Annotated in this window: 26 protein-coding genes; 14 read left to right on the top strand and 12 right to left on the bottom strand. The window is 59.2% G+C overall.

What is annotated here, in order from left to right; all coding sequences use genetic code 11:
- Position 1: 1 nt before the first annotated feature.
- The 3 genes from AB4O01_RS11495 to AB4O01_RS11485 all read right to left on the bottom strand — a co-directional run bounded on the left by AB4O01_RS11495 (position 2) and on the right by AB4O01_RS11485 (position 3,083).
- Positions 2-367, bottom strand: a complete 366-nt coding sequence (locus AB4O01_RS11495; protein WP_034155260.1) for a DUF962 domain-containing protein — start codon at positions 365-367, stop codon at positions 2-4.
- A 213-nt stretch (positions 368-580) separates the two neighbouring features.
- Entirely contained in the window at positions 581-2,062 is a 1,482-nt protein-coding gene (locus AB4O01_RS11490) for a methyl-accepting chemotaxis protein (RefSeq protein WP_460091802.1), read from the bottom strand.
- 214 nt (positions 2,063-2,276) lie between these two features.
- Entirely contained in the window at positions 2,277-3,083 is an 807-nt protein-coding gene (locus AB4O01_RS11485) for a TatD family hydrolase (RefSeq protein WP_460091800.1), read from the bottom strand.
- A 236-nt stretch (positions 3,084-3,319) separates the two neighbouring features.
- On the opposite strand from AB4O01_RS11485, the gene AB4O01_RS11480 reads away from it, so the two are divergent.
- The 3 genes from AB4O01_RS11480 (at position 3,320) to AB4O01_RS11470 (ending at position 5,845) form a co-directional block, all read left to right on the top strand.
- A complete protein-coding gene (locus AB4O01_RS11480; RefSeq protein ID WP_116256327.1) occupies positions 3,320-4,741 on the top strand; it encodes an MltF family protein in 1,422 nt (473 codons plus the stop codon).
- 112 nt (positions 4,742-4,853) lie between these two features.
- A complete protein-coding gene (locus AB4O01_RS11475) occupies positions 4,854-5,288 on the top strand; it encodes a DoxX family protein (protein ID WP_007908568.1) in 435 nt (144 codons plus the stop codon).
- A gap of 248 nt (positions 5,289-5,536) precedes the next feature.
- Positions 5,537-5,845, top strand: a complete 309-nt coding sequence (locus AB4O01_RS11470) for a hypothetical protein (protein WP_093435191.1) — start codon at positions 5,537-5,539, stop codon at positions 5,843-5,845.
- A gap of 6 nt (positions 5,846-5,851) precedes the next feature.
- Here the strand turns inward: AB4O01_RS11470 and greB are convergent, their stop codons facing one another.
- From greB to AB4O01_RS11455, 3 genes are read right to left on the bottom strand one after another with little or no spacing between them, the layout of a single operon-like run.
- Positions 5,852-6,349 carry a transcription elongation factor GreB gene (gene greB / locus AB4O01_RS11465; RefSeq protein ID WP_003226818.1) on the bottom strand — a complete coding sequence of 166 codons (498 nt, stop codon included), beginning with the start codon at positions 6,347-6,349 and terminating at the stop codon, positions 5,852-5,854.
- Positions 6,350-6,383: 34 nt separating this feature from the next.
- Positions 6,384-8,888: an ABC transporter permease gene (locus AB4O01_RS11460; RefSeq protein WP_093435189.1), complete on the bottom strand. Its 2,505-nt coding sequence runs from the start codon at positions 8,886-8,888 to the stop codon at positions 6,384-6,386.
- Entirely contained in the window at positions 8,888-9,571 is a 684-nt protein-coding gene (locus AB4O01_RS11455) for an ABC transporter ATP-binding protein (RefSeq protein WP_007908572.1), read from the bottom strand. Before AB4O01_RS11455 ends, AB4O01_RS11460 begins: the two co-directional genes overlap by 1 nt.
- A gap of 10 nt (positions 9,572-9,581) precedes the next feature.
- Between AB4O01_RS11455 and AB4O01_RS11450 the strand changes: the two genes are divergently transcribed.
- The 3 genes from AB4O01_RS11450 to AB4O01_RS11440 all read left to right on the top strand — a co-directional run bounded on the left by AB4O01_RS11450 (position 9,582) and on the right by AB4O01_RS11440 (position 11,709).
- Positions 9,582-10,187, top strand: coding sequence for an arylesterase (locus tag AB4O01_RS11450; protein WP_150706461.1), 606 nt, complete (start codon positions 9,582-9,584; stop codon positions 10,185-10,187).
- A gap of 58 nt (positions 10,188-10,245) precedes the next feature.
- Positions 10,246-10,539, top strand: coding sequence for a hypothetical protein (locus AB4O01_RS11445; protein WP_007908575.1), 294 nt, complete (start codon positions 10,246-10,248; stop codon positions 10,537-10,539).
- 198 nt (positions 10,540-10,737) lie between these two features.
- Entirely contained in the window at positions 10,738-11,709 is a 972-nt protein-coding gene (locus AB4O01_RS11440; RefSeq protein WP_460091797.1) for a L,D-transpeptidase family protein, read from the top strand.
- 126 nt (positions 11,710-11,835) lie between these two features.
- On the opposite strand, the gene oprI is transcribed toward AB4O01_RS11440, so the two are convergent.
- Positions 11,836-12,087 carry an outer membrane lipoprotei OprI gene (gene oprI / locus AB4O01_RS11435; protein WP_003199355.1) on the bottom strand — a complete coding sequence of 84 codons (252 nt, stop codon included), beginning with the start codon at positions 12,085-12,087 and terminating at the stop codon, positions 11,836-11,838.
- 638 nt (positions 12,088-12,725) lie between these two features.
- Here oprI and AB4O01_RS11430 point away from each other — a divergent pair.
- Positions 12,726-13,007, top strand: coding sequence for a GNAT family N-acetyltransferase (locus AB4O01_RS11430; protein ID WP_003226804.1), 282 nt, complete (start codon positions 12,726-12,728; stop codon positions 13,005-13,007).
- 60 nt (positions 13,008-13,067) lie between these two features.
- On the opposite strand, the gene AB4O01_RS11425 is transcribed toward AB4O01_RS11430, so the two are convergent.
- A complete protein-coding gene (locus AB4O01_RS11425; protein ID WP_007908583.1) occupies positions 13,068-14,144 on the bottom strand; it encodes a 3-deoxy-7-phosphoheptulonate synthase in 1,077 nt (358 codons plus the stop codon).
- A gap of 143 nt (positions 14,145-14,287) precedes the next feature.
- Positions 14,288-14,731 (bottom strand): PilZ domain-containing protein, encoded by a 444-nt coding sequence (locus tag AB4O01_RS11420; protein WP_099756854.1) that lies wholly within the window; start codon positions 14,729-14,731, stop codon positions 14,288-14,290.
- Here AB4O01_RS11420 and AB4O01_RS11415 point away from each other — a divergent pair.
- The 5 genes from AB4O01_RS11415 (at position 14,730) to cysB (ending at position 18,696) form a co-directional block, all read left to right on the top strand.
- Positions 14,730-15,116, top strand: coding sequence for a thioredoxin family protein (locus tag AB4O01_RS11415; protein WP_093435180.1), 387 nt, complete (start codon positions 14,730-14,732; stop codon positions 15,114-15,116). The two genes, AB4O01_RS11420 and AB4O01_RS11415, sit on opposite strands and share 2 nt — an antisense overlap.
- Positions 15,113-16,069: a putative 2-dehydropantoate 2-reductase gene (locus AB4O01_RS11410; RefSeq protein WP_460091796.1), complete on the top strand. Its 957-nt coding sequence runs from the start codon at positions 15,113-15,115 to the stop codon at positions 16,067-16,069. The genes AB4O01_RS11415 and AB4O01_RS11410 overlap by 4 nt, the downstream gene beginning before the upstream one ends.
- Positions 16,070-16,101: 32 nt before the next feature.
- Positions 16,102-17,007 carry a 5'-nucleotidase gene (locus AB4O01_RS11405; RefSeq protein ID WP_093435175.1) on the top strand — a complete coding sequence of 302 codons (906 nt, stop codon included), beginning with the start codon at positions 16,102-16,104 and terminating at the stop codon, positions 17,005-17,007.
- 97 nt (positions 17,008-17,104) lie between these two features.
- Positions 17,105-17,608, top strand: coding sequence for a universal stress protein (locus AB4O01_RS11400; protein WP_016985500.1), 504 nt, complete (start codon positions 17,105-17,107; stop codon positions 17,606-17,608).
- A 113-nt stretch (positions 17,609-17,721) separates the two neighbouring features.
- A complete protein-coding gene (gene cysB, locus AB4O01_RS11395) occupies positions 17,722-18,696 on the top strand; it encodes an HTH-type transcriptional regulator CysB (protein WP_003183769.1) in 975 nt (324 codons plus the stop codon).
- Positions 18,697-18,705: 9 nt separating this feature from the next.
- Here cysB and AB4O01_RS11390 read toward each other — a convergent pair whose 3' ends face one another.
- Both AB4O01_RS11390 and AB4O01_RS11385 read right to left on the bottom strand, forming a co-directional pair.
- Positions 18,706-19,188 (bottom strand): GreA/GreB family elongation factor, encoded by a 483-nt coding sequence (locus AB4O01_RS11390; protein WP_034155245.1) that lies wholly within the window; start codon positions 19,186-19,188, stop codon positions 18,706-18,708.
- Positions 19,189-19,190: 2 nt separating this feature from the next.
- Positions 19,191-19,598, bottom strand: a complete 408-nt coding sequence (locus tag AB4O01_RS11385; protein WP_460091794.1) for a hypothetical protein — start codon at positions 19,596-19,598, stop codon at positions 19,191-19,193.
- A gap of 124 nt (positions 19,599-19,722) precedes the next feature.
- Here AB4O01_RS11385 and earP point away from each other — a divergent pair, with 124 nt between their 5' ends.
- Positions 19,723-20,865 carry an elongation factor P maturation arginine rhamnosyltransferase EarP gene (gene earP, locus AB4O01_RS11380; protein ID WP_460091793.1) on the top strand — a complete coding sequence of 381 codons (1,143 nt, stop codon included), beginning with the start codon at positions 19,723-19,725 and terminating at the stop codon, positions 20,863-20,865.
- A 48-nt stretch (positions 20,866-20,913) separates the two neighbouring features.
- A complete protein-coding gene (locus AB4O01_RS11375; protein WP_007908599.1) occupies positions 20,914-21,483 on the top strand; it encodes an elongation factor P in 570 nt (189 codons plus the stop codon).
- Positions 21,484-21,673: 190 nt separating this feature from the next.
- On the opposite strand, the gene AB4O01_RS11370 is transcribed toward AB4O01_RS11375, so the two are convergent.
- A complete protein-coding gene (locus AB4O01_RS11370) occupies positions 21,674-22,093 on the bottom strand; it encodes an organic hydroperoxide resistance protein (RefSeq protein WP_093435168.1) in 420 nt (139 codons plus the stop codon).
- Between the last annotated feature and the right edge of the window lie 155 nt (positions 22,094-22,248).

Genomic DNA, 22,248 nt, shown 5'->3' with positions numbered 1-22,248 from the left:
CTCAATGCCGACGGTGGCGTTCACGCCAGGCGCGCCACCAGCCGCCACTCAGAAAGAAGCGCGGAAAGGTCAGAAACTGCTCGACCAGTAAACGCGAGACGGCATCTTTACGATCGCTGAACGGCTCGGAGGCTTGCGCCTCCAGGCTGTGGCCGTGACGCTGCAAACCCAGCGCCGCGATGATGCCGATCACGCCGATAGCCACACTGGCCAGACTCAGGCTGAACACCCCGGAGACGATCAGTAGAAACGCGACGATAAACAACGGCACGGCAATCAGGTGCAGCACCAGATTGGTCGGGTGCTGGTGATTGCCCGGGTACGCGCGCCATTGCCACGCGGGAAGGTTGGGGTGACGTTTGCCCATGTTTTCTACTCCTCGATCCTTGTTGAACATATGGTTGAAGAATAGGCCTGGGCACGGAGGGCGGCGAATCAAGGTTGGCTATTGAAGTGATAGGCGTCATCGCAAGATTCGATGTTGCCGGGGCTGACGCTTTCGCGAGCAGGCTCGCTCCCACATTGGATCGGTGCGCACACAAATCCCCTTGTGGGAGCGAGCTTGCTCGCGAAGGGGGCATCAGAGTTTCAGTTGACCGATCGCCTTGCTCAATTCCCCGGCCAACGTCGCCAGTTCATTACTCGTGGTCGCCGAATCCACAGTCTGCTGCACCGTGTTCTCGGTCACATCACGAATGCTCACCACCGCCCGGTTCATCTCTTCCGCGACCTGGCTCTGCTGCTCCGCCGCCACGGCAATCTGCGTGTTGCTCTCACGCATCTGCGCCACCGCGCCGGTGATTTCCGCCAGCGCCGCACCGGCCTCTTGCGCTTGCTGCACGCAGTCGTCGGCCTTGTACGAACTTTCCTGCATGAAATCCACCGCATCGCGAGTGCCAGCCTGCAAGGCCGAGACCATCGTGGTGATCTCGTCGGTCGAGGTCTGCACGCGTTTGGCGAGGTTACGCACTTCATCGGCGACCACGGCAAAGCCGCGGCCCATCTCCCCAGCGCGGGCCGCCTCGATGGCGGCGTTCAGTGCCAACAGGTTGGTTTGCTCGGCAATGCTGTGAATCACGCTGACCACGCCGTTGATCTTCTGGCTGTCCTCGGCCAGTCGTTGAATCATCTCGGCCGTCTGCTGCACTCCGCTGGAGAGTCCGGCAATCGACTGCTGCACCCGCGCGACCACTTGCTGACCGCTGCCGGCGAGGCCATCGGCGGTCTGCGACAGGTCGCGGGTGGCGCCGGCGTGCTGGGCGATGTGGTAAACGGTGGCGGTCATTTCGTTGATCGCGGTGGCGGCCTGATCGGTTTCGCTCTGCTGGCCGAGCATGCCGTGGCGCACTTCGTTCATGCTCGACGCTAGCCGTGCCGCGCCGACATCCAGTTGCCGCGCGGTGTTGGCGACGGTCGTCACAACGCGCTGGTAACCGGCCTGCATCGCGTTAAACGCATTGGCCATCTGCCCGACTTCGTCTTTACCGGCCAGCGGCACTCGGGCCGAGAGATCGCCGCTTTTCTCGACGTGAAGCATCACGTCTTTCAAGGTGTTGAGCTGGCTGAGCAGGAAGCGGATCAACAGTTGCGAGGCGCACAGCATGGCGAACATCAGGATGAACACCGCCACCGCGTAGTTGGCGAAACGCTCGCTGAACACTTGGCTCAGGCTCGGACCATAGGCAATCACCGCGACCTGTTGACCATCGGCGCGGCTGAACACTTCGGCGCCCATCAACGGATTTTCGCCGAACAGCGGCATATGATTGATGTCGTTCCAGCCGTTGCTTTCAGTGATTTCCAGCAAGGGTTGATCGTTCAGGCGCGGTGCTCCGCCGCGTTTGAAGGTCAACACCTGATCGGCTTTGGGCAATGGCTGACCGACCGGCCAGGCTTTAAGCAGTTGTGCCTGGGCTTGCGCCGAGGCCTGTGATGCGTGACTGCGCGCCTGTTGTTCGAGCTGCACGGCGTACAGCACCAGCAGCAGGGTGGTGACGAAGGCGACCGCATTGACCGCCCAGAATTTGTATTTCAGCGAGATATTGCTAAGCCAGGCACCCATGGAGGTCTTCTCTGATAGCGGAAACAGTTTTGGCAAGGTGCCATTATTGTGCCGCTATGCGGATCTGCGGATCTTGATATGAGTCAACAGACCGCACGGTCCCGCCCTTGTAGGAGTGAGCCTGCTCGCGATGACGGTGTGTCAGTCACCTCAATGTTGAATGAGCTGCCGCCATCGCGAGCAGGCTCACTCCTACAGAGGAAATTGGGGTGTGTCAGGAAAGGGTGGGGAGGTTGTAGAACGCGCGGGCGCACGCGGTGGTGTGCGCCGCCAGATCTTCCTCGGTTTCGCCACGATGCAGCGCCACTTCACGCAGCACTTCAGTCAGATACGCCGGCTCATTGCAACCGTTTTTCGGCTTCGGGCGCAGCGTGCGCGGCAGCAAATAAGGCGCGTCACTTTCCAGCATCAAGCGCCCGCGTTTGATCTCTTTCACCAGCGGATGCAAATGCGTGCCTCGGCGCTCATCACAGATCCAGCCGGTGATGCCGATGTGCAGATCCAGGTCGAGATAGCTGAACAAGGCTTTTTGCTCGCCGGTGAAGCAATGCACCACAGCGGCGGGTAATTGATCGCGGAAGTCTCTGAGGATTTCCAGCAGGCGCTGGCTGGCATCACGCTCGTGCAGGAACACTGGCATTTGCAGTTCAACGGCTAGCGCCAAGTGTTCCTCAAGGACTTTTTCCTGCTGTGGGCGCGGCGAGAAATCACGGTTGAAATCCAGCCCGCATTCACCCACGGCTACCACGTTTTTCTCCTGCAGCAGACTGCGCAAACGGCTTGCGCTATCAACGTTCCAGTCACTGGCCGAATGCGGATGAATACCGGCGGTGGCGAACAGGCGCTGGCCGCTTTCATCGAGTTGCTGGCACAGCTCCAGGGCTTGCTCGCTGCCCTCGACGCTGGTGCCGGTCAGCACCAGTTGGCACACGCCCGCGGCATAGGCGCGCTCGAGTACGGCCTGATGTTTGTCGGCGAAACTGGGGTTGGTCAGGTTGACGCCGATATCGATGAGTTGCATGGTTGCTACCTCGGGCCGAAGGCCGGAAAGCATACCAGAGCTGTAGATTCATAAGAAAAGCCAAGAACTACAACGAGTTATAGCTGTCTGTTGATGCCGCGACGCAGACCGGTTTGGTAGAAGTGCCATTACTGTGCCAGTCTCTCGCACGTTGCCAGCGCTCATGGCGCTCTGTTTTCGTCGGTGATTTCGACGTTTTAACGATGAAATCGCCCCGTATTCTTTCCGGAGAGTGGATGGTTCGTCCCTCGGTTTTGCTCCTGTTGTGTGGCTCGCTGCTACTGCCGATGACGGCGGTTGCGCGCCTGCCCGGGCCGCTGCAAGCCGTGCCGGCGGCCAAGGTGCGCGACTTGTCCGAGATTCGTAGCAGCCGCGTGTTGCGGGTGCTGGTCAATCAGAGCCGCAACAGCTCCGGCGAAGTCCAGGGCCAGGCCATCGGCGTCGAATACCATCGCCTGCGCGCCTTCGAGCAATACCTCAACGGCCATGCCCGCGATGGTCAGGAAATCACCCTCAAGATCATTCCCAAAGCCAAGGACCAACTGCTCGGCGCCTTGCAGCGGGGCGAGGGTGATCTGGTCGCGCCGGGCGAATTGCTCGATTTGCAAGCGGGCTTCGCGGTCGCCAGTAGCGAACCGATTGCCAGCAATGTGCCGCTGGTGCTGGTCGGGATCAAGGGCGAGCGGCGCTACACCAAGGTCGAGCAGCTTTCCGGCAAAACCCTGGCGTTGCCGACCGGCAGTGCGGCGGGGGAGGCGGTCAGTCAGCTCAATCAGAAACTGGCGTTGCACAAATTGGCGCCGATCAAGATCGAATGGGTCGATCCGACCCTGGCGGTCGAAGACGTGCTGGAGATGGTTCAGGGTGGCATTTTCCACCTGACCATCGTCGAGCAACCTATCGCTGAGCGTTGGGGCAAGATCCTGCCGAAGCTGCGTTTTGACCGGCAACTGATAATCAGTGAGCCGGGCGAGGAGTACTGGTTCGTACGCCGCGATGCCTCGATGTTGCGCGCGAGCATCGATCGCTTTCTCGGCGGTTACAAGAAGCCATCCAATGAAGATGCGGCGTTTTTGCGCATCTATCGGCGTCTCTATCAAGTCCACTATCCCTTGGCCAAGGCTGATCGCCAGCGCCTGGAAAAACTGCGCCCGACCCTGCAAAAGCATGCCGACGCGCAGAACATGGACTGGCTGAATCTGGCCGCACTGGCGTTTAAGGAGTCACGCCTGCAACCCAATGCCCGCAGCGGCAGTGGTCCGACCGGGCTGATGCAGATCACGCCTTCTGCCGCTCAGCGAGTCGGCGTGAACAACATTCAAAATCTCGATGCGAATGTGCAGGCCGGGGCCAAGTACCTGGCGATGATCCGCCGCAAGTTCTTCAACAGTCCCAAGCTCAATGAACGTGAACGCATGGCTTTCACGTTGGCGGCCTACAACATCGGCCCCGAGCGCGTGCAGGGCATGCGCGCTGAAGCCCGGCGGCGTGGACTGAACCCCAATCAGTGGTTCTTCCAGGTCGAACGCATTGCCATGGAGCAGGTAGGAATGGGGCCGGTCAGCTATGTTAATAGCGTGAACAAGTATTACTTGGCGTTCGACCGGGAGCGGGAGTCGTTGGAGCCCGGGGCGCAAAAAGTCGTCTCACGGAAATGATCTAATAAACTGATTGTTATGGCGGAATATTTGCGCTTTTAACATGAAATTTATTGATTAATATAGCGGCCAACCAACACACATAACTTCTCGCAAAAACAAGGAACGCCCCATGAGCTCTCTGATCAACAAAGTACTGTTCACCCGCGCTGGCTATGGTCTGACCATCCTGCGCATTGCTGTCGGCGTAATCTTTGCGGCTCACGGTTCGCAAAAACTTTTCGGTCTGTTTGGTGGTTACGGTTTGGCGGGCACCGCGCAGTACATGGACAGCATCGGTCTGCACCCGGGCTACCTGATGGCCACATTGGCGGGCGGTACTGAGTTCTTCGCTGGCCTGGCGTTGATCATTGGCCTGCTGGTGCGTCCGGCAGCATTGGGTCTGACCTTTCTGTCGCTGGTGGCGATCTTCACCGTTCACATCAGCAACGGTCTGTTTATGGCCAACAACGGTTACGAGTTCGCCCTGGCTCTGCTCGGTGGCAGCCTCGCCGTCCTGATCGAAGGCGCCGGCAAGCTCTCGGTGGACCGCGCCATCGCCGGTTAAGCGCTCTGGCTCAAGGAACAGGCCCGCATTGTGCGGGCCTTTTTTGTTGCGGCTGATTCTTGACACTGATCGGTCACGTTCTCTAGGATGTTGCCCATGCGCCGATTTAAACAGCTACTTGCGGGGCGCCAGGTGACTTCAAAAGTTGCCGTCAGAAGCCGGAACAGGGCTTCGAAATACCGCTAAAGCGCTGGTTCGGTGTTGCCTCTCACCTGCCATGCAGACTTTTGAGGCAGAGACACGACACGATGAATGCACTACGCCCTCCAGCACGTCCCGCGCCGATCACTGCGCATATCACTCAACGCAACCCGAAAATTCTCCTTGGCGGCAAACATCAGCCAACGCTGCTGCGTTATCTCGATGGCTGGCCACGGCGCAGTGGCGGTCCTGCCGCGTTCCTGATCCAGTTCGTTGAAGACGGCGAGTCGCTGTCACGTTTTGCCAGTGACAGTTTTGATCTGGCGGTGATTCAGACGCCGAGCGCTGAAGATGCGCCGGAGATGATCAAGCAACTGGTGCGCGTTGCGCGGCAGGGCCTGATCACCCGCCGCTGATTCGCTTTACGGATAGTCGATGGCGACGATGTAAACGAACTGCTCGCCGGTCGGCGTCTGCACCCGGACTTCAGCATCCAGCGCCTTGCCGATCAAGGCGCGGGCCAGTGGCGAGTCGATGCTGATCAGGCCCAGTTTCAGATCCAGTTCATCGGGGCCGACGATGCGGTAGCGCGATTGCTTGCCGTCTTCGTCCTCGATGGTCACCCAGGCGCCGAAGTAGACTTTGTTCGGATCGCTGGGTTTTTCACTGACGACTTTCAACGCTTCCAGACGTTTGGTGAGAAAGCGTACGCGACTGTCGATCTCGCGCAGCATCTTCTTGCCATAGGTGTACTCGGCGTTCTCCGAACGATCGCCCTGAGCCGCGGCCTCGCTGACCGATTGCGTCACTTGCGGGCGGCGCACATGCCACAACTCATGGAATTCGGCGCGCATCCGCGCTTCACCTTCAGGGGTGATCAGCGCGGTGCCGGCGGTGCGGGGAGGGCGATAACGGCTCATGGCAACTTCTTTTGATTAAGACCGCTTGAGTCTATCAACCCTCACGCAACACTGTCAGTGGACTTGCGTTGAGTGCCCGACGCGTACCGAATACACCGGCACCACCAATCAACGCCGCGCCAATCAACGGCAGCACCAGCAACCACGGATGCGGATGCCACGGCAGATCGAACGCGTAGCGATACAACACCAGACTCACCACTTCCGAGCCGATCGCGGCGAGTAATCCGCTGACTGCACCGAGCAGGCCGAATTCGATGCGCCGCGCCTTGATCAGCAACTGCCGCTCCGCGCCCAATGCACGCAACAGTGCACCTTGGCGGATACGTTCATCCAGCGTTGCCTGCAAACCGGAAAACAGCACGGCCATACCCGCCGCCAACACAAACAACAACACATATTCGACCGCCAAAGTGACTTGGGCGAGGATGCTGCGCAGTTGTTCCAGCAGGGCCTCGACCTGAAGAATGGTCACCGCCGGGAATGCGCGCGACAGTTCGACGATCTGCTGATCATGGCCGGGGGCCAGATAGAAGCTGGTCAGGTAAGTCGCCGGCAGATCCTTCAAGGTGCCGGGCTGGAAGATCATGAAGAAGTTCGGCTGGAAGTTGTCCCAGTTGATCTCGCGCAGGCTGGTGACCTTCGCTTCACGGTTGACCCCGCCGACACTGAACACCATGTGATCGCCGAGTTTGAGCTTGAGGCTTTCGGCGACTTTGCCTTCCACCGATACGCCGGGAACACCGTCGGTTGGCTGATCTTTCCACCACTCACCGGCAGTGAGCTTGTTCCCCGCCGGCAAATCCGCCGCCCAGGTCAGGCTCAAGTCGCGCTGCACAGCGCGATCGCCTGCCGAATCCTTGCTGACGATTTGCTGCACAGCTTCGCCGTTGATGCTGATCAATCGGCCGGGTACGACCGGATAAAGAGGTGCGGCTTGCGCGGACACTTTTATCAGGTGATCGGTGAAAGCCTGTTTATCTGCCGGCAGAATATTCAGGGCGAAGTAGTTCGGCGCGTTTTTCGGCAACTGGTTTTGCCAGGTGTCGAGCAATTCGCCGCGCAGCAGGGCGATCAAGGCCATCGACAGCAGAATCAGGCCGAAGGCCAGCGACTGACCGGCCGCTGCCAACGGATGCCGCAGCAACTGGCCCAGGCCCAAGCGCCATGGCAGCGAAGCACGGGCGAGCATCCGCCGCAGGCTTTGCAGCAGCAACAACAGCAAACCGCCCAATACCAACGCGGCGACCACGCCACCGCCGAGCAAGGCGAATGTCAGCAGCAGATCGAGGCTCAGGCGCCACATGATCAGGCCGAGGGCGCCTAATGCTGCGCCGTAAACCATCCAGGTGCTCGACGGAATCGGCAGCATGTCGCGGCGCAATACACGCAGCGGCGGCACACGACCCAATGCGGCCAGTGGCGGCAATGCGAAACCGGCCAAGGCGACCAGCCCGGTGCCGATCCCGGCAATGGCAGGAAACACACCGCCCGGTGGAACATCGCTTGGCAGCAAATCATGCAGCAGTGCGAACAGACCCAGTTGCGCGAGCCAGCCGAGCAGCGCACCGCTGAGTGCGGCGAACAGCCCGAGTACAGTCAACTGCAGACTGAACAGCACCATGGTTTCCCGCCGCGACAGACCGAGGCAGCGCAGCAAGGCACTGGCGTCGAAACGGCGACTGGCGAAACGGTTGGCCGACAATGCCACCGCCACTCCGGCCAACAAGACGGCGACCAGACTGGCCATATTCAAATAGCGCTCGGCCTTACCGAGTGCACCGCCGATCTGCCGGTTGCCATCGCGGGCGTCCTGAATCCGCTGATTCGCGGCGAGCCCGGGTTTGATCAGTTGTCGATAAGTTTCCAGCGCCTGCGGTTCACCGCGCCACAGCTCGCGGTAACTCACGCGGCTGCCGGGTTGCACCACGCCGGTGGCCGCGAGGTCGTCGAGGTTGATCATGACTCGCGGCGTGAGGCTATAGAAGTTGCCGGCGCGATCCGGTTCATACGTCAGTACTCGGGCCAGTTTCAACGTCTTCATGCCGACATCGATGCTGTCGCCAATTTTCAGATCCAGTGCAGTCAGCAGGCGTGCCTCGACCCAGGCTTCGCCGGGTTGCGGTTCGCCGCCAGATTCTTCGGTGGCGAACGGCGCGGGTGCGCTCTTCAGTTCGCCGCGCAACGGATAGGCACGGTCGACGGCTTTGATACTCGACAACTGAATGCCATTGTCGGTGGCGATGACGCTGGAGAATTCCACCACTTGCGCATGCTTCAGACGCAGCTCGGTGCCACTCCTGATCTGTTCTTCACGGGCTGGCGAGCTGCCCTCCAGCACCAGATCGGCACCGAGAAATTCGGTCGCGCGCAGCATCATGGCGCCGTTGAGGCGGGCGCCGAAATAACCGATGGCGGTACTCGCCGCCACCGCCACCACCAGCGCGAAGAACAACACACGCAATTCCCCGGCGCGGGCATCGCGCATGAGTTGGCGTATGGCGAGACTGAACAGACGCAACAGCGGCAAACGTGCCATCAAGGCTCCAGAGGGGCGACCAACAGCCCGGCTTCAAGACGGATCAGGCGCCGGCAGCGATGGGCCAGGCGTTCGTCGTGTGTCACCAGAACCAGGGTGGTGCCGCGTTCCTTGTTCAATTCGAAGAGCAAGTCGCTGATGCGCTCGCCGGTGTGGCTGTCGAGGTTGCCGGTCGGTTCATCGGCGAACAGCACGTCAGGCTCGGCTGCGAAGGCGCGGGCAATGGCCACACGTTGCTGCTCGCCACCGGAGAGCTGGCGCGGCGAGTGCGTCAGGCGCTGGCCGAGACCGACGCGCTGGAGCAATTCGGTGGCCCGTTCACGCGCATCTTTGCGGCCGTCGAGTTCCAGCGGCAGCATGACGTTTTCCAGTGCGTTGAGGCTATCGAGCAACTGAAAGGACTGGAAGACGAAGCCGACATGCTCGGCACGAATGCGTGCACGCTGGTCTTCGTCGAGATTGCTCAGGCCCTGGCCGGCGAGGATGACTTCGCCGCTGCTCGGCAAGTCGAGGCCGGCGAGCAGGCCGAGGAGGGTGGATTTGCCCGAACCGGACGCGCCGACGATGGCGAGGCTGTCGCCCTTGTTCAGTTCCAGGCTGAGTTCGTGCAGGATAGTCAGTTCACCTTCCGCGCTGGGAACCACTTTGCTGAGGTTCTTCGCGGTGAGAATGCTTGCGCCCATGGAGAATCCGATGCGTGTGTGGTTTTTGAGTGCTGGCCTGGCCTTGATGTGCATGGCCCAGAACGCAGCGGCGGGTACTGTCCTGATCGTTGGCGATAGTATCAGCGCCGGTTTCGGACTGGATACCCGCTTGGGATGGGTGTCGTTGCTCGAACAACGGCTCAAACAGGAGGGTTTCGACGACAAAGTGGTCAATGCCTCCATCAGCGGCGACACCAGCGCCGGAGGCCAGGCACGGCTGCCGGCGCTGCTTGCAGAGCATAAGCCGGAACTGGTGATCCTCGAACTGGGTGGCAACGATGGCTTGCGTGGAATGCCGCCAACTCAATTGCAACAAAATCTTGCCTCGATGATCGACAGCTCGCGTCAGAGCGGGGCCAAGGTGCTGCTGCTCGGCATGCAACTGCCGCCCAATTACGGCAAGCGTTACACCGATGCCTTCGCCGAGGTCTACGGCAAACTCGCCAACGATAAAAAGATCCCCCTGGTACCGTTTTTCCTCGACGGTGTGGGCGGTCATCCGGACCTGATGCAGGCCGATGGTCTGCACCCGGCAGCCGGGGCTCAGGGCAAGTTGCTGGAAAATGTCTGGCCGACGCTAAAACCGCTGTTATGAGGCTTTTCTAAGGACAGGCTTTCGGCTAATGTGGCGCCCCCCTTATCTGGAGCCCCCGATGTCGCGTTCTGCCTGGTCCCTGTTTGCCTACCAACTGATCGAGCCTGACGAACAGCTGGATCTGTTCGCCTGCCAGGAAGTGCGGGTGCATCTGGTGACCCGTCAACTCGAACTCGGTGGTTCGGCTGATCGCACCCTGTGCGGCAGCTTGCTGCCGGCGCAACCGCGCTGGTCGAGCGTTGATCGCCGGGTGTTTCAGGATCAGCGCCTGTGCTCGCTGTGCCGGGCGATTCTGGAATCGCAGAAGCGCGGCACCTCGCCGATCTGGCCGGAGCTGCGTTTCGAGCTCTGATTCTGTGGGAGCCGAGCTTGCTCGCGAAGAGGCCAAGTCAGTTAACATTTTTGGCGACTGACCCACCGCTTTCGCGAGCAAGCTCGCTCCCACCTGGAACACCTTGTCGCCTGCAATGGGGTGATCTCCCCGAATATTCAAAGTGCGGTGTACAATCGCGCTCTTATACCCTTGTTGATCATGCGAAGGATTTTCCGGATGTTGCCGCGCTTTCCTGCCGTCACCCGCTGCCTGTCACTTGCCGCCCTGTGTGTGGCCGGTCCCGTTGCTGCATTGGAGTTTCCCCTGCCACCACCCGGTGAAGACATCATCGGTCAGGTGCAGGTGATCAAAGCCAAGTACGAAGATACCTTCGCCGATCTGGGCACGAAGTACGATCTGGGCTACTCGGAGATGGTCGCGGCCAACCCGGGCGTCGATGCCTGGTTGCCGGGTGCCGGCACTGAAATCGTCTTGCCGACCCGCTTCATTCTGCCGCCGGGCCCGCGCGAAGGCATCGTTATCAACCTTGCCGAATACCGCCTCTACTACTTCCCGAAAGGCCGCAACGTGGTGTACACGTTCCCGCTGGGTATCGGTCGTGAGGGTTGGGGCTCGCCAATCGCCCACACCTCGATCATCGCCAAAACGCCAAACCCGACCTGGACGCCTCCAGCGTCGATCAAGGCTGAACACGCCGCAGACGGTGATCCGCTGCCAAACGTAGTGCCGGCCGGCCCAGACAACCCGTTGGGCCCGTTCAAGTTCACCCTGGGTACGCCGGGTTACCTGATCCACGGTTCGAACAAGAAATTCGGTATCGGCATGCGCACCAGTCACGGCTGCTTCCGCATGTTCAACAATAACGTGCTGGAAATGGCCAGCATGGTGCCGGTAGGCACGTCGGTGCGTATCCTCAACGATGCCTACAAGTTCGGCAGCAGTGGCGGCAAGGTTTATCTGGAAGCGCACACGCCGATCGACGACAAGGGCAACCCGTCGGTGGTCGACAAGCACACTGCGGTGATCAACGCGATGCTCAAGCGTGAAGACGTCACCAGCAACCTGCGGGTGAACTGGGATGTGGTGCGTGATGTGGTCGCGGCCGAAGATGGCCTGCCAACGGAAATCGGCACGCCGAGTGCCTCGGCCCCGATGGTTTCGAGTACACCGATCGACTTGCAGCAGTAAGTCGAGGTTAAAGGCCCGCCGATGCGTACAGCGCCGGCGGGTTTTTTATTGCCCGGGCAAAAGCATCGGGCACAAAAAAGCCGACCCGAAAAATCGGGTCGGCTCGATAACAACCCCGAAGGATTATTACTTGCGGCTAGCTTTGTCCAGCATGCGCAGAGCACGCTCGTTAGCTTCGTCAGCAGTCTGTTGTGCTTTTTGAGCAGCAGCCAGAGCTTCATCAGCTTTACGGTAAGCTTCGTCTGCACGAGCCTGGGAGCGAGCAGCTGCGTCTTCAGTAGCGGTCAGACGTGCTTCGGTTTCTTTCGATGCGCTGCTGCAACCGGTAGCCAGAACTGCGGCCAGAGCCAGAGCAGAGAATTTCAGAACGTTGTTCATCGTGTTCCCCTTCAAGGACTTTCAATTAAGTGGCTGTCTCCTCACGATTGAGGAAATAGCCGGCGTACATACTACCCATTACTTGTAGTAAGTAAACTGACGTAAGGCAAGAAGCAAAAAAAATTGTAGGCGTTGATTCTTTTTCGAGCAACTTTTAACTGCGCTGTTTAAAAAATATACAGCTACAAGCCCCGAGCTGAGCGAGTTAATGAGAAAAAGTTCCCGTTGCCACGTGCTGTTTTTGCAGTCTTGGCTAAAGTCTTTCTAGATGAATACGTCGACACTTTTGTTCCGAATTTGCGTGCTGCTTCGCTTATCTTTGTCCATGTTGAGGTGACTTTAAAAAACGCTGCACGTCTTAAGTCTCAACATCCGGCAATGTTCAGGTGACCGGTTTGGCAAGATCTTCTTCCAGGCCCACCCTGCGTCCATCGGAGCAACCCCCGTCAACCCGCTTGATGACGAGCGTACCTTGAGCATTTTTGCCAATGGTGCCTACTATTTATCAGGTGCCAGGTTGCGCGAGATCGGTGTGGCTCTTCTCGGTGTCCATCAGGCACGGGGTGGCGTAGATGTTCCTTCGCCGGAAAAACATCGGTAAGGTAGGGGTCAGAATTCAAGACCCGCGAGGAGTAGTGATGAGCGAGGCGTTGTCCATCCACCATGACCAGGCTGGTCATCAGTTCGAGACCAATGTGGACGGTCATCGTGCCTACCTGACCTATATGGATCTGGGGAAACAGACCCTGGATATCTATCGCACGTTTGTGCCCAACGCCCTGCGTGGCCGTGGCATTGCCGCAGCGCTGACCGAAAGCGCGCTGCAGTACGCCGAAGAAATGGGCTACACGGTGATCCCGTCTTGCTCCTACGTCGAGCGCTACATGGAGCGTCATCAGCGCCGCGCCGCCAAGATCTGAATCGCACACACAAAAACGCCGGGCATTGCCCGGCGTTTTTTTATGCCTGTAAAACGCGTATCAGCTGCGCTGGCGTTTTGGCAGAACATCCTTGAGCTTGGCGTGCATGCTGCGCAGGGTGTTCTCGGTAGCGGACCAGTCGATGCAGGCATCGGTGATCGACACGCCGTATTGCAGGTCGGCGAGGTCTTTCGGAATCGCCTGGCAGCCCCAGTTCAGGTGACTTTCGACCATCAGGCCGATGATCGACTGGTTGCCTTCGAGGATCTGGTTGGCGACGTTCTCCATCACCAGCGGTTGCAGGGCCGGATCCTTGTTGGAGTTGGCGTGGCTGCAGTCGACCATGATGTTCGGCTTGATCTTCGCTTTGTTCAGCGCCTGCTCGCACAGGGCAACGCTGACCGAATCATAGTTCGGCTTGCCGTTACCACCGCGCAGCACCACGTGACCGTAGGCATTGCCTTTGGTGGTGACGATCGACACGCCACCTTCCTGGTTGATGCCGAGGAAGCGGTGCGGGCTGGACACCGACTGCAAGGCGTTGATCGCCACAGTCAGACCGCCGTCGGTGCCGTTCTTGAAGCCGACGGCCGAGGACAGGCCGGAAGCCATCTCACGGTGAGTCTGCGATTCAGTGGTACGTGCGCCGATGGCCGACCAACTGATCAGGTCCTGCAGATACTGCGGGGAGATCGGGTCGAGGGCTTCGGTGGCGGTCGGCAGGCCTTTTTCGGCCAGATCCAGCAGCAACTGACGACCGATGTGCAGGCCGTCCTGAATCTTGAACGAGTCGTCCAGGTACGGATCGTTGATCAGGCCTTTCCAGCCCACGGTGGTCCGTGGTTTCTCGAAATACACGCGCATGACCAGGTATAGGGTGTCGGAGACTTCCGCAGCCAGCACCTTGAGGCGATCGGCGTATTCGTGGGCAGCCTTGATATCGTGGATCGAGCACGGGCCGATCACTACGAACAGACGGTGGTCGGTGCCATCAAGAATGTTGCGAATGACTTCGCGGCCCTTGGTGACGGTGCGCAGGGCAGCATCGCTCAGAGGAATATCACGCTTGAGCTGATCGGGAGTGATCAGGGTCTCGTTAGAGGCGACGTTTAGGTCGTTGATCGGTAAATCAGCCATCGTTTACTCGTCAGGTCACGGGTGCCGGCCGCCAGCGATCCCCGCGCGGCGGAGCACAGCAGATTTAAGCGCGTCGGGGAGCGGAACCTTAGCGCGTAAAGCGCCTGCTCGACAATGGGCATGTAACGGTTTAGAGAAGAGCGTCAGTCCAGTACTGGCTGGGCGAAAGCCTTGCGCACGCTGTCGTGGGAGAACTCGTCGGCGTGTTGCTCGACCCATTGCAGGGCCACCGCCTGAATTTCTTGCAGGTCATCGTGGGTGTCGTGCATGCGGCAGTAGCGCTCGATCTGACACACTTGCTCACCCATTCGCGCACTGAACAGCGTCTGCTCATCGGTAAACGCGATGCCCACCAGATAGCCTTTTTTGCGCCGCAGGCACCACGCCACGTAGCCCGGGTAACAAATGTCGGCATGCAGTGACGGCATGCGCACTTGCAGCGCCGTGCCATGGCGCCAGGCACGGTGGTAATTGCAAGCGATGCCGCCGAGGCTGATAGTGTGCAGCTGTTGCCTGGAAATACACTCAGGCTTGAGCAAGGTTAATTCAACCGGCACCTCGTCCGGATGAGGAATGAAACGTCCCATGAGCACAGACTCCCTGTGTCAGCCATTTGACATTGTTTCCCCCAGTATAGTGGTCGAATCCGAACTGACCGATTTCGACGCCGACCAACGGCTATTGGCGATGAGCGGCGTTTCGCTGGTGATTTTCACCAGCGTCGGCTGCGCCAGTTGCCGATATGCCCGCGAAGTGTTGCCGGCTATGGCGCTGGGGATTGATCGTCTGTGCTGGATCGATGCCGGCGACAACGGCGGGTTGGTCGAGCGCTATCAGGTCTTTCATTTACCGGCGTTGTTCGTGGTGCGCGACGGCGAGTTCTTTGGGGCATTGCACACGCGCCTGACGACCGATGCGTTGAACGCGGCGCTGGCGCAGGCACTGGGGCGAATTGCAGAGGAGTTGCCATGATGGGGGCAGTGAATAAACCGGTCGTAGGGATCATCGGCACCGGCGCAATTGGTGGTTTTTACGGTGTGATGCTGGCGCGCGCCGGTTTCGATGTGCACTTTTTGTTGCGCAGCGAGTTTTCGGCGGTGGCTGAGCGCGGTTTGCAAATCAACAGCGCGGTGCATGGCCCGCTGACATTGCATCCGGCGCAGGCCTATTCCGCCGCCGAAGACATGCCCAAGTGCGACTGGCTGTTAGTGGGGGCGAAGACTACCAGCAACGCCGGCCTGGCTCCGTCGATCATTCAAGCGGCCAAACCGGATGCGAAAGTGCTGGTGCTGCAAAACGGTCTCGACGTCGAAGACAGTTTGCGTGAGCTGCTTCCCGATTCCCTGCACCTATTGGGTGGCTTGTGCCTGATCTGCGTGCATCGCGAGGGGCCTGGACAAGTTACCCACCAAGCCTTGGGCGCGGTGAACGTCGGTTACCACAGTGGTCCGTTCAGCGCTGACGCTGCACGCATGGCGATCGTCGAGGAGGGAGCCGGGTTGTTCCGCGCCGCCGGAATCGATTCCCAGGCGATGGCCAATCTGCACCAGGCGCGCTGGCAGAAACTGGTGTGGAACATCCCCTACAATGGACTTTCGGTACTGCTCGGCGCCAGCACCACGCCGCTGATGGCAGACGCCGACAGCCGCATGCAGATCCAGGCGTTGATGGCCGAAGTGGTGCAGGGTGCCAAGGCCTGCGGCCAGGACATACCGCCGGGATACGCCGATTACCTGTTCATGATGACCGAGAAAATGCCCGACTACTGGCCGAGCATGTACCACGACTTTTTACATAAGCGACCGCTGGAGCTGGAGGCGATTTACGCTCGGCCACTGGCAGCGGCCAAAGCGGCGGGCTGTGAGCTGCCGCGCATCGAAGCGCTGTATCGTAATTTACGTTTTATCGACCGGCGCAACGTTTAGGTCGTTTTTTTTTGTGAGGGGCGGGGGAAGGCATGGCCAAGAACATCGATGACAAACTGGTGCTGGCGATTTCGTCGCGTGCCCTGTTCGACCTGAGCGAGAGCCACAAGGTCTACCTGTCGAGCGGTGTCGAAGCCTATCGGCAATACCAGATTGAGCATGAAGACGAAATCCTCGCACCTGGCGATGCTTTTCCGCTGGTGGAAAAACTCCTGAAACTCAACAGTCGCCTCGGCCGCGCGCGGGTCGAGGTGATTCTGGTCTCGCGCAACAGTGCCGACACCGGCCTGCGCGTATTCAACTCGATTCATCATTATGGTCTGGCGATTTCCCGCGCGGCGTTTGTTGGCGGGCGCAGTCCGTATCCGTATCTGAAAGCCTTTGGTTGCGACCTGTTTCTTTCGACCCATGCCGAAGATGTGCGCGCGGCGCTGGATGCCGGATTTGCAGCGGCGACGATTCTGTCCGGTGGTGCCAGTCGTGCGGCCAGTGACGAATTGCGCATCGCCTTCGACGGCGACGCAGTGATTTTTTCCGACGAGTCGGAACGCGTCTATCAGTCCGGCGGGCTCGAAGCGTTCCAGGCCAAGGAGCGTGAGTCGGCTCGCGAGCCGTTGCGCGGTGGGCCGTTCAAGGGCTTTCTGGCGGCGCTCAATCTGTTGCAGCGCGAGTTTCCCGATGACGATTGCCCGATCCGCACGGCGCTGGTCACTGCACGTTCGGCGCCGGCCCATGAGCGGGTGATCCGCACCTTGCGCGAGTGGGACATTCGTCTCGACGAGTCACTGTTTCTCGGTGGCCTGACCAAATCGGCGTTCCTTGAAGCCTTCGCCGCCGACGTGTTTTTCGACGATCAGGCCGGTCACTGCGAACTCGCCCGCGAAGTGGTCGCCACCGGTCACGTGCCTCACGGCATCAGCAATGAGCCGTCCATCTAAAGCCCTGTGCTTCAAGACGTTGCGTCGCCCGTCGTAGTCGCCAAGGCACTGCTAAGCTGAATCAAATCTCCGCCATGTTGGCACGCGAGGAGGTCATATGATTCGTTCGATGCTGTATGCCACTGACCTCGGTCTGTACGCACCGTTAGTGATGCAGCATGCCCTGGCGTTGGCGCGAACGTTCAATGCCGATCTGTACGTGGTGCACGCGGTGGAGCCGATGGGGCTGTTTGCCGAATCGGTGTTGCAGAGCTATCTCGACGAGCAGGCATTGAACGAATTTCATAGTCAGGGTCTGAAAACTGTCATTGCCAATATCGAGCAGCGGGTGCTGGACAGTTTTCGCGAAGAACTGGGGGATGAAGGCGAACAGGATCTGCAGCGCATTCGCGCCGTGCGCGTGCTGCAGGGCGATCCGTCGCAGGTGATTCTCGACCAGGTGCAGAAACTCTCCGTCGATCTGCTGATCGTAGGCAGTCATAGCCATGGGGTGGGCGCGGAAACGCCGTTGGGGCGCACGGCGGCGCGGGTCCTGCAATTGGCCAAGGTGCCGGTTTATCTGGTGCCGTTAGTGGAGCGGCGGCGGCGGGAGGATCGCTAAGGCAGGAATAATGGCGCTTTGATAAAAAAGTTCTAGATTTATTATTCAAACCATTAATATAGTTATATACCGTCGCTGATGCCCGTGGCGTCTACCTGCTTTGAGGGATTCATATGAAGCTTCAACAATTGCGCTACATCTGGGAAGTGGCGCACCACGACCTCAACGTTTCCGCTACAGCCCAAAGCCTTTACACCTCGCAACCGGGCATCAGTAAACAAATCCGCCTGCTGGAAGACGAACTCGGTGTCGAAGTGTTTGCCCGCAGCGGCAAACACCTGACCCGCGTGACCCCGGCCGGCGAGCGCATCATCACCACCGCCGGTGAGATTCTGCGCAAGGTCGAAAGCATCAAGCAGATCGCCCAGGAATTCTCCAACGAGAAGAAAGGCACCCTGTCGATCGCCACCACCCACACCCAGGCACGTTATGCACTGCCGCCGGTGATCAGCAATTTCATCAAGCAATACCCGGACGTGGCGCTGCACATGCACCAGGGTTCGCCGATGCAGATCGCCGAAATGGCCGCTGATGGCACTGTGGATTTTGCCATCGCCACCGAAGCGCTGGAGCTGTTCGGCGATCTGGTGATGATGCCGTGCTACCGCTGGAATCGTTGCGTGGTCGTCCCGCAGGGCCATCCGCTGACCAAGTTGCCAAAGCTGACTCTGGAAGCGCTGGCCGAATACCCGATCGTGACTTACGTGTTCGGCTTCACCGGCCGTTCGAAACTCGACGAAGCCTTCAGCCATCGCGGCCTGACGCCGAAAGTGGTGTTCACCGCCGCCGACGCCGACGTGATCAAGACTTACGTGCGTCTGGGTCTGGGCGTGGGCATCGTCGCTAAAATGGCAGTCGACACCAAGCTCGACAACGATCTGGTGGTGCTGGATGCCAGTGAATTGTTCGAATCGAGCGTGACCAAGATCGGTTTCCGTCGCGGCACTTTCCTGCGCGGCTTCATGTGCGACTTCATCGAGAAGTTCGCCCCGCATCTGACTCGCGAAGTCATGGCCAAAGCCATTCAGTGCCACAACAAGCAGGAACTGGAAGAGCTGTTCGACGGCGTCGAGCTACCCGTTCACTGATCAGTTGCCTCAGAGTACCTCGGTGACAGCAAACTGTTGCCGAGTGCCCGCCACCAGAATCTCCACCTCATCACCTTCGCACTTGCCCAGCAGACCTTTGCCCAGCGGCGAGCGCGGAGTGATGACGGTAATCGGCTGACCGACCACATCGACTTTCAGGCCTGCTGCATCCGGCGCCAGAAACAGCCATTGCTCGCGACCCTTTTCGTCCTCCAGGCCGAGCAGGGCACCGACTTCGATACCACGGTTTTCATCGTAGGCCCGCAGCGTCAGGTTCTGGCACAACGCCAAAGACTGACGGATTTCCTCGACCCGTTTTGCTTGCCCGGCTGCCAGATACGACGCTTCCAGACCCAGCGTGTCGTACTTGTTTTCGGCGATGTTTTCTTCGTGCGTTGCGGTTTCGTAAGCGGTTTGTGCGGCGCGCTCGGCGATGTCGAGGTCGATGCGCAGTTTGTCGAGAATCAGTTGGTGGACGATGTGCTTGTTCATGATCAATCGCAGAATTGCAAAACGTTGGCGCGGCTTTTCTCGCTCGGGGCCGTCTGATCCTGTTGCAGCCAGAACTGGCATTTCGGATTGGACAGATTACGCGTGCTGCCGCGTGCCTGATCCAGACGTGCCTGTTGTTCGTTCTTGCGCAGGTTTTCTTCGTATTGCTGGAACTGCGGGCTCGGCGGAGGAATGTCCGGTTGCACCTGCACGACCGGTGGATTGGCCAGTTGCTGCACCGCTTGCGCAACCGGTGCCAATTGCTCCTCGAGCAAAAAGTGCGACAGCAGCCAGCAGGTCAGCGCAATGGCGACAAAGCCCAGCCACATGCCCAAGGCAATGCTGCCGGTCAAATGCAGCGCGCTAAGCTGAACAGGCAACGGGCGACGCGGATTGGGGCGATAGGGCATGGCTGCCTCCTGGCGGATGATTGCGGGCAAGTGGCGATTGTCGCACGAAGATTAATCGCCGTCGGCTCTTCTGCGCGAGGTGATTTATGCGGACAATCGCAGCTTTTGCCAACGGGAGTCTTGAATGCCGCAATTGAAACCCCGCTGGGATATTTTCTGCACGGTGGTCGACAACTTTGGCGACATCGGCGTGACCTGGCGTCTGGCTCGGCAATTGGTGGCTGAGCATGGTTTGGCGGTGCGCTTGTGGGTCGATGATCTGCGCGCCTTCGAACGCATTTGCCCGGCGATTGATATCAACGCCGCACAGCAATCGCAACAAGGCGTTGAAGTGCGGCACTGGCCGGCTGACTGGGTGCACACAGAGGCGGCGGATGTGGTGATTGCAGCGTTCGCTTGTCAGTTGCCCACTGACTACATGGACGCGATGGCTGCGCGCGAGCAGCCGCCACTGTGGATGAACCTCGACTATCTCAGCGCCGAAGACTGGGTGATTGGTTGTCACGGCTTGCCGTCGGTCAAATACAAATCGGTGCAGAAGTTCTTTTTCTTTCCCGGATTCCAGCCAGGCACTGGCGGGCTGTTGCGTGAGCGCGGCTTGCTCGAGCAGCTTCGGCAGTTTCAACAGGATGCCGAAGCTCAACGGCAATTCCTGCAAGGTCTCGGGATCGATCCTGCGTCTGACGCCCAGCTGATTTCGTTGTTTGCCTACGAGAATGCCGGGCTGGCCAGTTGGCTGGACGTTTTGGCGGCGGACGCTGCGCCGACTCACCTGTTGGTGCCGGAAGGGCGGATTCTTGGCGACGTGGCGCGCTGGCTCGGGGTGGAAGCCCTGACGGTGGGCGAGATCAATGTGCGTCAGTCGTTGACCGTGCAGGTGTTGCCGTTCGTCCGTCAGGATCAATACGACCACTTGCTCTGGTGCTGTGATTTCAACGCGGTGCGTGGTGAGGACTCGTTTGTGCGGGCGCAGTGGGCGGGGCGGCCGATGCTCTGGCACATCTATCAGCAGGACGAAGACATCCATCTGGACAAGCTTGATGCCTTCCTCGCGCTTTACACAAAAGGTCTGTCATCGGCCGCTGCCGAGGCGATGAACGGTCTGTGGCGAGCCTGGAGCGCCGGTCAGCCTATCGGTGAACACTGGCTCGAAGTCCGCAATCATTGGCCAGAACTGCAGGAAAATGCCGAAGCGTGGTGTCTGGAACAAGGCTTGCAGGCCGATCTTGCCGCAGCGCTGGTACAGTTTTACCTAAATTGGATATGATACGCGGCCTAGATTTTTGTAAATCCCATCCAAATTCGGATATTCGCAATGAAAACTGGTAAAGAACTGAAACCCGGTACCGTGATCCGTCTCGAGAACGATCCTTGGCTGGTTCAGAAAGCTGAATTCACCAAGTCGGGCCGTAACAGCGCGATCATGAAGACCAAGCTGAAAAACCTGCTGACCGGTTACAAGACCGAGATCGTTTACAGCGCTGACGACAAACTGGACGACGTAATCCTCGACCGCAAAGAAGCGACCCTGTCCTTCATCAGCGGCGACACCTACACGTTCATGGACACCACTGACTACACCATGTACGAGCTGAACGCTGAAGACATCGAAGCTGTTCTGCCTTTCGTTGAAGAAGGCATGACCGATGTTTGCGAAGCGATCTTCTTCGAAGAGCGTCTGGTTTCCGTAGAGCTGCCGACCACCATCGTGCGCGTAGTTGACTACACCGAAGGTTCGGCTCGTGGCGACACTTCCGGCAAAGTCATGAAGCCAGCCAAGCTGGCCAACGGTACTGAGCTGCAAGTTGCTGACTTCATCGAAATCGGTGACAAGATCGAAATCGACACCCGCGAAGGCGGTTCCTACAAAGGCCGTGCTAAATAAGCACCGCTTTTTACGGAAAGAAAAAGCCCGGCCATTGAGCCGGGCTTTTTCGTGCCTGCGATTTCTCATTAACCACCGACTCCTGTGGGAGCGAGGCTGCTCGCGAATGCGGGACGTCATTCAATGAAATGTTGACTGACAGGACGCCTTCGCGAGCAGGCTCGCTCTCACAGGGGGTTTGTGTCCGGTTTCAGACGGTGGTGTGCAGACGTACATCGACGTTGCCACGGGTGGCGTTGGAGTACGGGCAAACCTGGTGAGCGGCGTCGACCAGCGCTTGCGCATCGGCTTGTTCCAGGCCTGGCAGGCTGATGTGCAGGTCGATGTCCAGACCGAAACCGCCAGGGATCTGGCCGATACCGACGTGGGCGGTGATCGAGGCGTCGTCAGGGATTTTGCGTTTGGTCTGGCTGGCGACGAATTTCAGTGCGCCGATGAAGCAGGCCGAGTAGCCGGCAGCGAACAGCTGCTCAGGGTTGGTTGCCGCGCCGCCGGCACCGCCGAGTTCTTTCGGAGTGGCGAGCTTGACGTCGAGGATGTTGTCGCTGGAGACCGCACGACCGTCACGGCCGCCAGTGGAGGTTGCGATTGCAGTGTAGAGAGTTTGCATGGTGTGAGCCTCGTTGAGTGTGATTTTGTGCGCTAATTATTTGCGCGCTAAGTAAGTGCCAGATGAATGTATCGCGCGAATATTTAGTGTGCAAGATAAATTTCGAAAAATGTCCCGCTGGACTGATCTGGCTGACTCGTCCATCGGCTGGAAAG

The organism is Pseudomonas sp. S2_E02 (assembly GCF_054668355.1).
This window is presented reverse-complemented; position numbering and strand designations above follow the sequence as displayed.